The sequence below is a fragment of the Streptomyces niveiscabiei genome, assembly GCF_001419795.1.
GTDB classification, from domain to species: domain Bacteria; phylum Actinomycetota; class Actinomycetes; order Streptomycetales; family Streptomycetaceae; genus Streptomyces; species Streptomyces niveiscabiei.
Genome location: NZ_LIRL01000323.1, coordinates 1 through 9865, shown reverse-complemented (window position 1 = coordinate 9865; position 9865 = coordinate 1). Strand labels below are relative to the sequence as shown.

At 70.4% G+C, this 9865-nt stretch carries 8 protein-coding genes; 5 read left to right on the top strand and 3 right to left on the bottom strand.

Going from position 1 to position 9865, the window contains the following annotated elements; all coding sequences use genetic code 11:
• The first annotated feature begins 9 nt into the window (after nucleotides 1–9).
• Complete coding sequence (locus AOK24_RS16540) at nucleotides 10–1041, top strand: COX15/CtaA family protein (RefSeq protein WP_079056841.1); 1032 nt, start codon at nucleotides 10–12, stop codon at nucleotides 1039–1041.
• A 120-nt stretch (nucleotides 1042–1161) separates the two neighbouring features.
• On the opposite strand, the gene AOK24_RS16535 is transcribed toward AOK24_RS16540, so the two are convergent.
• The 3 genes from AOK24_RS16535 to AOK24_RS16525 all read right to left on the bottom strand — a co-directional run bounded on the left by AOK24_RS16535 (nucleotide 1162) and on the right by AOK24_RS16525 (nucleotide 3668).
• Nucleotides 1162–2220 carry an amidohydrolase gene (locus AOK24_RS16535; protein WP_055720837.1) on the bottom strand — a complete coding sequence of 353 codons (1059 nt, stop codon included), beginning with the start codon at nucleotides 2218–2220 and terminating at the stop codon, nucleotides 1162–1164.
• 132 nt (nucleotides 2221–2352) lie between these two features.
• A complete protein-coding gene (locus AOK24_RS16530; RefSeq protein ID WP_010352459.1) occupies nucleotides 2353–2670 on the bottom strand; it encodes a hypothetical protein in 318 nt (105 codons plus the stop codon).
• 44 nt (nucleotides 2671–2714) lie between these two features.
• Nucleotides 2715–3668, bottom strand: coding sequence for a heme o synthase (locus AOK24_RS16525; RefSeq protein ID WP_055720836.1), 954 nt, complete (start codon nucleotides 3666–3668; stop codon nucleotides 2715–2717).
• A gap of 390 nt (nucleotides 3669–4058) precedes the next feature.
• On the opposite strand from AOK24_RS16525, the gene tkt reads away from it, so the two are divergent.
• The 4 genes from tkt to opcA form a co-directional block, all read left to right on the top strand.
• Nucleotides 4059–6146: a transketolase gene (gene tkt / locus AOK24_RS16520; RefSeq protein ID WP_055720835.1), complete on the top strand. Its 2088-nt coding sequence runs from the start codon at nucleotides 4059–4061 to the stop codon at nucleotides 6144–6146.
• Nucleotides 6147–6186: 40 nt separating this feature from the next.
• The gene (tal, locus tag AOK24_RS16515; protein WP_055720834.1) at nucleotides 6187–7305 is read left to right on the top strand and encodes a transaldolase; all 1119 of its coding nucleotides are present in this window, start codon (nucleotides 6187–6189) and stop codon (nucleotides 7303–7305) included.
• A gap of 6 nt (nucleotides 7306–7311) precedes the next feature.
• Nucleotides 7312–8835, top strand: a complete 1524-nt coding sequence (gene zwf / locus AOK24_RS16510) for a glucose-6-phosphate dehydrogenase (protein WP_055720833.1) — start codon at nucleotides 7312–7314, stop codon at nucleotides 8833–8835.
• On the top strand, nucleotides 8832–9865 hold a 1034-nt coding region (gene opcA / locus AOK24_RS16505), incomplete at its 3' end, for a glucose-6-phosphate dehydrogenase assembly protein OpcA (RefSeq protein WP_240553958.1). The genes zwf and opcA, both read left to right, overlap by 4 nt.

The window sequence follows — 9865 nt, the reverse complement described above, 5'->3', positions numbered from 1 at the left end:
CGTGAACGCATGCACAAGCCCCGCCCTACGATGGACCCCGTGCCGAACCTGACCCGAGCCGACGCCGCAGCCGCCCTGCGCAACCCCCTCGCCTACATCGCAGCCCGCTGGACCCCAACCCCCCGAACGGTCCAGCGAGCCGCGCTCACCGCCCTGGTGATGTCCGTCGTCATCGTGGTCACCGGCGGCGCCGTCCGCCTCACCGGCTCGGGCCTCGGCTGCCCGACCTGGCCGAAGTGCACGGACACATCCCTCACGGCGACCAGCGAAATGGGCATGCACGGCGCGATCGAGTTCGGCAACCGCATGCTGACGTACGTCCTGTGCGCGGCGGTCGGCTGGGCGATCATCGCGGCAAGGTCGGAGAAGCCGTACAGAAGGTCCCTCACCCGCCTGGGCTGGGCCCAGTTCTGGGTGGTCATGGGCAACGCGGTGCTGGGCGGCATCGTCGTCCTGGTCGGCCTGAACCCGTACACGGTGGCGGCACACTTCCTCCTCTCGTCGGCGCTGATCGCGGTGGCGACGGTGATGTGGCAGCGCACGAGGGAGGGCGACCAGGCCCCCCGCCCGGTCGTGGGCAAGGCGGTCCAGCAACTCGTCTGGTCCCTGGTCATCGCCTCGGGGCTCCTGATCGCGATCGGCACGATCGTCACCGGCGCCGGCCCCCACGCGGGCGACTCCAGCGAGGTGGACCGCATCCCGATCGACTGGGAGACGATCGCGAAGCTGCACGCGGTGCTGGCGTGGATCGTGGTGACCCTGACGTTCGCCCTGTGGTTCGTCCTGAAGGCGGTGGACGCCCCGAAGCCCCCCCTGCACAGGACCCGCGAACTGTTCCTGATCCTGCTGGCGCAAGGGGGGGTGGGGTACATCCAGTACTTCACCAACCTGCCCGAGGTATTGGTCGGGGCACATATGTTCGGGTCTACAGTGACGTGGATCTGGGTGCTGCGGGTGCTGTTGTCGCTGCGAGAACGGCCTACCGATAAACCGACCGTGCCGACCCCCGCCGTCGGCAGGTTCGAGCCAGCTCCGAACTGACAGACGGCGTATGCCGCACGGAGCAGGGACAACACTCGCGCAAGGCCTGATCGGCTACGTCCAGTACGGACCACCCCCGCGGGCGGCATACGCCATACGTACCAACGAGCCACCCGCGCGTCAGTCACCCACCCCGTACACCCGCCGAGCGTTCCCGGAAGCCAGCATCCCCGCCACCCGCTGCGCGTCCCCCAACAGCCAGGCCCCCTCGGCGACCCACCCCCCGAACACCCGCGCCACCGCCTCCTGGAACAGCCGGGCGGCGACGAGGTGCAGCTCCGGGAGCGCGCGGGCCCCGCTGGAGTAGAGGACCTTGCCGAACGGGGCGAGTTCCAGGGTCTCCGCGAGGACGGTCGCCGCGCGGGCGCCCGTGTGCAGGAACGCCGTCCCGCAGTCGACGTACACATGGGGGTACGCCGCCGCGAGGTGGGCCGCCTCCCGGTGCCGGGGATACGCGTGGAGGAGGACGAGATCCGTACCCAGCCCCGCGGTCGCCCGGATGAAGTCGACCGGCAGGACGGGCCCCGCCCGCAGTTGCAGGGGGCGCCCCGAGGCGAGGGCGATCCACAGCAGGTGCCGTAGGAGGACGGGGTCGCGGAGGGCGTCCCCGGCGCGGCGGCCCGCGAGCCAGCGGCCGGCCGCGCCACGGACGGACCCGGCGTCGGGCGGCTCGGGCGCGACGGCGTGTCCGGCGGCGGCGAAGGCGACCGCGTTCGCGGCGGCGCCGTGCACGGACTCCGCGAGGTTGGAGAGGAACCCCTCGACCGTCCCGGACGTGTCCGCGACCTGCTGCGCGAGGAGTTCGAGGCGGACGATCTCGCGGGCGTCGGCGTCGGCGGTCGCGGCGAGTTCACGGGGCTGGGTGAGGTCGTCGGGCACTCCGGTGTCGACGAGGAAGGTCGCCACGCCCGAGCCGCGCAGCAGCCGCCGCCCCGCCTCCAGCACCCCCAGCTCACGCCGCCTGGCCAGATAACGCGCGGGCGGGCAGTGGGGTTCCAGGCCGAGCGCGGGCGGACACCAGCGGCGTACGGCGAAGCCGGTCTGCGTGTCGAAGAGGGTCGTGCCGGAGGCCGGCGGCCCGTCCGTGCCCGTGAGCCGCCCCTCGAACGTCCCGAGCCCCAGCTCGGTCCGCAGGACGCCGTGACAGTACTGGTCCACCAGGGACGGCGTCTCGATCATCCGGTCTCCCTGTAGGTGGCGTGGCCTTACAGGGGTTAACGGGAGAGGCGTACGTCAGGTCGCGGTTGACGCGGGGGGCGCCCGAAAAAGACCGCGCGCCCCGGGAAACGCCCCCGGAAGCGCCGGAACGCCTCAGCCGCCGATCTGGATCCCGGCCATCCGCTTCCACTCGTACGGCCCGGTCTGGACCTTCGCCGCGAACTCCCCGTCGAACTCCTCGTGACGGGTGATCCCGGCCTTCTCGACGGCGGCCACGGCGACGTCGTACGAGGGCGCGACCACGTCGCCCCAGCCGCCGTCGGCGCCGACGAGGACGATGCGCGCCCCGCGCTGGCCGATGTAGGCAACCTGACCCTCGGCGCCGCCGTGCGCCTTGGCGAACGTGCCGATGCGCTTGGCGAGCTTCGCCGCCGTACGGTCCTGCCGGTCCTGCGTCTTCGTGTCTGCCATACCCGGATGCTACCGGCGAGTAGGAAACACCGGCAAGGAGCGGCTCAGTGGAGGAAGGGGTCCACGGCGACGGCGACGAAGAGCAGGGAGACGTAGGTGATCGACCAGTGGAACAGCCGCATCTCCTTGAGCTTGGCCCCCTCGGCCTCGGCCTTGGCCCGGTTCTGGAGGGCGTGGGCCTCCCACAGCCACCAGCCGCCCGCGGCGAGCGCGACGACCGTGTAGAACCAGCCGGTGTAGCCGAGCGGCGTCAGCAGCAGGGAGACGGCGACCATCACCCAGCTGTAGATGACGATCTGCTTGGCGACGACCTTGTTGGAGGCGACGACCGGCAGCATCGGCACACCGACGCGCGCGTAGTCGTCCTTGACCTTCATGGACAGCGGCCAGTAGTGCGGCGGCGTCCAGAAGAAGATGACGAGGAAGAGGATGACCGGCGCCCAGGAGAGCGAGTCGGTCACGGCCGTCCATCCGATGAGGACCGGCATGCAGCCCGCGATGCCGCCCCAGATGATGTTCTGCGCCGTACGGCGTTTGAGGATCATCGTGTAGACGACGACGTAGAAGAGGAGCGCCCCGAGGGCGAGCCACGCGGACAGCCAGTTGACGGCGAGCCCGAACAGCAGCGTCGAGCCGACCGCGAGCGCGATCCCGAAGGCGAGGCACTCGCGCGGCGAGACCATGCCGGTGACCAGGGGCCGCTGCGAGGTGCGGTCCATGAGCGCGTCGATGTCGCGGTCGATGTACATGTTGAGCGCGTTGGCGCCGCCCGCGGACAGATAGCCGGCGAGGCAGGTGATGAGGACGAGACCGAGGTCGGGAACCCCCTGCTGCGCCAGGAACATCACCGGAACGGTGGTGATCAGCAGCAGCTCGATGATCCTCGGCTTGGTCAGCGCCACGAACGCCTTGACACGGGCCCCGAACGGCCGCTGCACCGGGCTCTGACTCGCACCGATAACCCCCGCTGGACGGGATTCGACGGCCGTCACGCACACCCCTGAAAGAGATTTCCCAGCAAGCCCGACCGTGTGAAGTCCCGGTAAAGGCTCGCGCGTACCACGCCACTGTAGACGTTGCCCATACCTCGGCCTTCGCGGGGGTGCCCCGTGTTGGACGGGCCACCGGGAGGGGGGACAGAACGGGCGCACGACGGCTCGTTTGAGTGCTCGGATGACGCGCTCCGTATTCAGATGCCGAGCCCCGGGAACCCGGTCGACAGGCGGATCTCCAGGACTCCCGGCAGTCTGGACGGACGGGAGAAACCGCACGTACTTACGGGGGTAGGCTCGACAACGGCCGGTGGGCCCCCCGTGCACCGGCAGCCGGTGGGCGCGTTGCCCGAGCAGCCGGTGAACCGAACATGTGGAGAGGAGCCCTGACCCAGGGTGAGCACCAAGCCGACCACCACAGACCTCGACTGGACCGAGTTGGACCAGCGGGCCGTCGACACCGCCCGCGTCCTGGCCGCCGATGCCGTACAGAAGGTCGGGAACGGCCATCCGGGTACGGCGATGAGCCTCGCGCCGGCCGCCTACACCCTCTTCCAGAAGGTGATGCGGCACGACCCCGCCGACGCCGGCTGGGTCGGGCGCGACCGCTTCGTGCTGTCCGCCGGCCACTCGTCCCTCACTCTCTACACCCAGCTGTACCTGGCCGGCTTCGGCCTGGAGCTGGACGACCTGAAGGCGTTCCGGACCTGGGGCTCGAAGACCCCGGGCCACCCGGAGTACGGCCACACGACCGGTGTCGAGACGACGACGGGCCCGCTCGGCCAGGGTGTCGCGAACGCGGTGGGCATGGCGATGGCCGCCCGCTACGAGCGCGGCCTGTTCGACCCCGAGGCCCCGCAGGGCGAGTCCCCCTTCGACCACTTCGTGTACGCCATCGCCGGTGACGGCTGCCTCCAGGAGGGCATCTCCGCCGAGGCGTCCTCGATGGCCGGCCACCAGAAGCTCGGCAACCTGATCCTGCTGTGGGACGACAACCACATCTCGATCGAGGGCGACACCGAGACGGCCGTCTCCGAGGACACCGTCAAGCGGTACGAGGCGTACGGCTGGCACGTCCAGCGCATCGCCCCGAAGCCGGACGGCGACCTGGACCCGCACGCGATCTACAACGCCATCGAGGCCGCGAAGAAGGTGACGGACAAGCCGTCGTTCATCGCGATGCGCTCGATCATCGCCTGGCCCGCCCCGAACGCGCAGAACACCGAGGCCGCGCACGGCTCGGCGCTCGGCGACGACGAGGTGGCCGCCACCAAGCGCGTGCTGGGCTTCGACCCCGAGAAGAGCTTCGAGGTCTCCGACGAGGTCATCGCGCACACGCGCGGCGCCCTGGAGCGCGGCGCGCAGGCGAAGGCCGACTGGGAGAAGTCGTTCCAGCTGTGGCGGAACGAGAACCCGGAGCGCGCCGCCGAGTTCGACCGGATCGACGCGGGCGAGCTGCCCGAGGGCTGGGAGGAGAAGGTCCCGGTCTTCGAGGCGGGCAAGGGTGTCGCGACGCGTGCCGCGTCCGGCAAGGTCCTCCAGGCGCTCGGCGCGGTCATCCCGGAGCTGTGGGGCGGCTCGGCCGACCTCGCGGGCTCCAACAACACGACGATCGACGCGTCGTCCTCCTTCCTCCCGGCGGACAACCCGCTCACCGAGGCGGACCCGTACGGCCGCACGATCCACTTCGGCATCCGCGAGCACTCGATGGCCGCCGAGATGAACGGCATCGCGCTGCACGGCAACACCCGTATCTACGGCGGCACGTTCCTCGTGTTCTCCGACTACATGCGCAACGCCGTGCGCCTGTCCGCGCTGATGCACCTGCCGGTCACCTACGTGTGGACGCACGACTCGATCGGCCTCGGCGAGGACGGCCCCACCCACCAGCCGGTCGAGCACGTCGCCGCGCTGCGCGCCATTCCGGGCCTGAACGTCGTCCGCCCGGCCGACGCCAACGAGACCGCGATCGCCTGGCGCGAGATCCTGCGCCGCGGCAAGCGCGAGTACGGCGTCTCGGCGCCGCACGGCCTGGCGCTGACGCGTCAGGGTGTGCCGACGTACGAGCCCAACGAGGACACGGTCAAGGGCGGTTACGTCCACACCGAGGCGTCCACGGGCACCCCCGAGGTCATCCTCATCGCGACCGGCTCCGAGGTCCATGTGGCCGTCGCCGCGCGGGAGGTGCTGGAGGCCGAGGGCACGCCGACGCGCGTGGTCTCGATGCCGTCGGTGGAGTGGTTCGAGGAGCAGTCCGCCGAGTACAAGGCGTCGGTGCTCCCCGCCGCCGTCAAGGCGCGTGTCTCCGTCGAGGCCGGTATCGGTCTCACCTGGCACCAGTACGTCGGTGACGCGGGCCGCATCGTTTCCCTGGAGCACTTCGGCGCTTCGGCCGACGGCAAGGTCCTCTTCCAGGAGTACGGCTTCACTGCCGAGAACGTGGCCGCCAAGGCGCGGGAATCCCTCGCAGCGGCACAGCGCTGACGCCCCTATACGACGACTCGCACGTAGGAGATGTAATTCCATGACAGACGCACTGAAGCGCCTCTCCGAGGAAGGCGTCGCGATCTGGCTGGACGACCTGTCGCGCAAGCGGATCACGTCCGGCAACCTCGCCGAGCTGATCGACCAGCAGCACGTCGTGGGCGTCACCACCAACCCGTCGATCTTCCAGAAGGCGATCTCGTCCGGTGACGGCTACGAGCAGCAGGTCTCCGACCTCGCCGCCCGCAAGGTCACCGTCGAGGAGGCCATCCGGATGATCACGACGGCGGACGTCCGGGACGCCGCCGACATCCTGCGCCCCGTCTACGACGCGTCCGGCGGCCAGGACGGCCGGGTCTCCATCGAGGTGGACCCGCGCCTCGCGCACGAGACGACCGCGACGGTCGCCGAGGCCAAGCAGCTCGCGTGGCTGGTGGACCGCCCGAACACGCTGATCAAGATCCCGGCGACGAAGGCGGGCCTCCCGGCGATCACCGAGGTCATCGGCCACGGCATCAGCGTCAACGTCACGCTGATCTTCTCCCTTGAGCGCTACCGCGAGGTCATGGACGCCTACCTGGCCGGCCTGGAGAAGGCCAAGGCCAAGGGCATCGACCTGGCGGGCATCCACTCGGTCGCCTCCTTCTTCGTGTCCCGCGTGGACACCGAGATCGACAAGCGCCTGACCGCGCTCGGCACCGACGAGGCCCTCGCCCTCAAGGGCAAGGCGGCCCTCGCCAACGCGCGCCTCGCCTACCAGGCGTACGAGGAGGTCTTCTCCACTTCGCGCTGGGAGGCCCTGGAGAAGGCGGGCGCGAACAAGCAGCGTCCGCTGTGGGCGTCGACCGGCGTGAAGGACCCGGCGTACAAGGACACCCTGTACGTCGACGACCTGGTCGCGCCGAACACCGTCAACACCATGCCGGAGGCCACCCTGCTGGCCACCGAGGACCACGGGCAGATCACCGGCAACACCATCGCGGGCACCTACGAGCAGGCGCGCGCCGAGCTCGACGCGGTGGAGAAGCTCGGGATCTCCTACGACGACGTGGTCCAGCTCCTCGAGGACGAGGGCGTCCAGAAGTTCGAGGAGTCCTGGAACGACCTGCTCAAGTCGACCGAGGCGGAGCTTCAGCGCCTCGCTCCTTCGGAGGGCTGATTTCACTTGTCGAGCAGCAATCCGCTGCGTGACCCGGCAGACCGGCGGCTCCCGCGTATCGCGGGGCCGTCGGGCCTTGTCATCTTCGGTGTCACGGGCGATTTGTCACGTAAAAAGCTGATGCCCGCCGTGTACGACCTCGCCAACCGCGGTCTGCTTCCGCCGGGTTTCTCCCTGGTCGGGTTCGCGCGCCGGGAGTGGGAGCACGAGGACTTCGCGGCCGAGGTCCACGACGCGGTCAAGGCGCACGCCCGTACGCCGTTCCGTGAGGAGGTCTGGCAGCAGCTCATCCAGGGGATGCGCTTCGTCCAGGGCACCTTCGACGACGACGAGGCGTTCGAGCGGCTGCGCGCCACCATCGAGGAGCTGGACAAGGCGCAGGGCACGGGCGGCAACTTCGCCTTCTACCTGTCGGTGCCGCCGCGCGCGTTCCCGGTCGTCATCCAGCAGCTGAAGAAGCACGGCCTGGCCGACCAGTCGCGCGGCTCGTGGCGGCGCGCGGTCATCGAGAAGCCGTTCGGGCACGACCTGAAGTCGGCGGAGGACCTGAACAAGGTCGTCCACGAGGTCTTCGCGCCCGACCAGGTCTTCCGCATCGACCACTACCTGGGCAAGGAGACCGTCCAGAACATCCTGGCGCTGCGGTTCGCCAACACGATGTTCGAGCCGATCTGGAACCGGTCCTTCGTGGACCACATCCAGATCACGATGGCCGAGGACATCGGCATCGGCGGCCGTGCCGGGTACTACGACGGCATCGGCGCCGCCCGCGACGTCATCCAGAACCACCTCCTCCAGCTGATGGCGCTGACCGCCATGGAGGAGCCCGCCTCCTTCGACGCGGACGCGCTCGCCGCCGAGAAGACCAAGGTCCTCGGCGCGGTCCGGCTCCCCAAGGACCTCGGCCGCGACACCGTCCGCGCGCAGTACGCGGCCGGCTGGCAGGGCGGCGAGAAGGTCATCGGCTACCTCGAAGAGGACGGCATCGACAAGGCGTCGAAGACCGACACGTACGCCGCGATCAAGGTCGAGGTCGACAACCGCCGCTGGGCGGGCGTCCCCTTCTACCTGCGCACCGGCAAGCGGCTCGGCCGCCGGGTCACCGAGATCGCGGTCGTCTTCCAGCGCGCCCCGCACTCCCCCTTCGACACGACGGCCACCGAGGAGCTGGGCTCCAACGCGATCGTCATCCGCGTCCAGCCCGACGAGGGCGTCACCGTCCGCTTCGGCTCCAAGGTGCCGGGCACGTCGATGGAGATCCGGGACGTGTCCATGGACTTCGCGTACGGCGAGTCCTTCACGGAGTCGTCCCCGGAGGCGTACGAGCGCCTGATCCTGGACGTCCTGCTCGGCGACTCGAACCTCTTCCCGCGCACCGAGGAGGTCGAGCTGTCCTGGCGCATCCTCGACCCGATCGAGGAGTACTGGGACACCCACGGCAAGCCGGCCCAGTACCCGGCGGGCACCTGGGGGCCGGCCGAGGCGGACGAGATGCTCGCACGCGAGGGACGGAGCTGGCGCCGGCCATGAAGATCGACCTCACGGACACCACCGCCGGCAAGATAAACAAGGCCCTGGTCAAGGGCCGCCGCGAGATCGGCACGCCTGCCGTCGGCATGGTCCTCACCCTGGTCCTCGTCACCGACGAGGAGAACGCGTACGACGCCCTGAAGGCGGCCGGCGACGCGTCGCGCGAGCACCCCTCGCGCACGCTCGTCGTCATCCGCCGCGTCTCCCGCTCGCCGCGCGACCGCACGCAGTCCCGCATCGACGCGGAGGTGCTGCTCGGCGCGGACGCGGGCACCGGCGAGACGGTCGTCCTGCGCCTGCACGGCGAGGTCTCCGACCACGCCCAGTCGGTCGTCCTCCCGCTTCTCCTCCCGGACGCCCCGGTCGTCGTCTGGTGGCCCGTCGACGCGCCCGCCGACCCGGCGAACGACCCCCTCGGCGCGCTCGCCCAGCGCCGGGTCACCGACTCGTACGCCGCCGAGCAGCCCGTCCGCGAGCTGACCGCCCGCGCGAAGTCGTACGCCCCCGGCGACACGGACCTCTCCTGGACCCGCATCACGCCCTGGCGCTCGATGCTGGCCGCCGCACTCGACCAGGTCACCTGCGAGGTGACGTCCGTCGAGGTCGAGGGGGAGGAGTTCAACCCGAGCTGCGAACTGCTGGCGATGTGGCTCGCGGACCGGCTCGACGTCCCGGTCCGCCGCACCCTCTCCGCAGGCCCCGGCCTCACCGCCGTCCGCCTCTCGACGGACGCGGGCCCCATCGCCCTCGACCGCCCCGACGGCTCGGTCGCGACCCTCTCCATCCACGGCCAGCCCGACCGCGCGGTCGCCCTGAAGCGCCGGGACACGGTCGACCTGATCGCCGAGGAACTGCGCCGCCTGGACCCCGACGACACGTACGCGTCCGCGCTGCGGTTCGGGGTGGAGCGGCTCAACTCGTCGGTGTCCACGGCATTTCCGGCACCGGTGACACGGAAGGCGGACGGGGGTTCGGCTGCGGGGTCGGTTGCGGGGTCGGTTGCGACCTTGACGCCGGGTTCCGGGGCGGG

Excerpts from the sequence above, each read along its gene's own strand:
- AOK24_RS16540 (WP_079056841.1), top strand. The coding sequence starts at position 10 with ATGCACAAGCCCCGCCCTACGATGGACCCCGTGCCGAACCTGACCCGA.
- AOK24_RS16535 (WP_055720837.1), bottom strand. The coding sequence starts at position 2,220 with ATGATCGAGACGCCGTCCCTGGTGGACCAGTACTGTCACGGCGTCCTG.
- AOK24_RS16530 (WP_010352459.1), bottom strand. The coding sequence starts at position 2,670 with ATGGCAGACACGAAGACGCAGGACCGGCAGGACCGTACGGCGGCGAAG.
- tal (WP_055720834.1), top strand. The coding sequence starts at position 6,187 with ATGACAGACGCACTGAAGCGCCTCTCCGAGGAAGGCGTCGCGATCTGG.